This window comes from Streptomyces sp. WG5 (assembly GCF_049974565.1).
In the GTDB taxonomy this organism is placed as follows: domain Bacteria; phylum Actinomycetota; class Actinomycetes; order Streptomycetales; family Streptomycetaceae; genus Streptomyces.
Genome location: NZ_JBNGGC010000173.1, coordinates 1 through 602 on the forward strand (window position 1 = coordinate 1; position 602 = coordinate 602).

General features: G+C 59.5%; 1 protein-coding gene. It reads left to right on the forward strand.

Translation table 11 applies throughout. From position 1 onward, the window contains the following. Positions 1–157: 157 nt before the first annotated feature. The coding region (locus ACP4IX_RS36455) for a ketopantoate reductase family protein (RefSeq protein ID WP_426558968.1) at positions 158–602 on the forward strand (445 nt) is incomplete at its 3' end.

The window sequence follows — 602 nt, forward strand, 5'->3', positions numbered from 1 at the left end:
CTTCTGCCCGATCGGTCGGGTCGGCGGCGACTTGCAAGCTCGAATGCCCTTCCTGATCGCGGAGCGAAACTCGCACGCGAGATAATCCCCTTGGCAGCCGCTTGTCGATCTGCGATAGACGCTGGTATACCATACACCAGTAGTCTTTGGAGAGATCATGGCGCGCAACATTCTGATTCTTGGAGCCTCGTACGGCTCGCTGCTGGGAACAAAGCTGCTGATGGCCGGTCACAACGTGACGCTGGTTTGCCGCAAGAACACCGCAGAACTCATCAACCGTGACGGCACCGAAGTCCGCATCCAGCTTCGCGGCGAACCGGCGCACCGCTCGATCTTTTCGCGCGACCTGCCCGGGAAACTGGATGCTACCTCGCCCGACAAGGTCGATCTGTCGCGTTATGATCTCGTCGCTCTTGCCATGCAGGAGCCGCAGTACACCAACCACACGATCCGCGTTCTGATGATCAAGATCGCCGCGGCGAAGCTGCCGTGTCTGTCGATCATGAACATGCCGCCGCTGCCCTATCTCAAGCGGATCGACGCTCTGGCTAGCATGGACCTCGAAGAGGCCTACACCAATGCGCAGGTCTGGGAACGGTTTG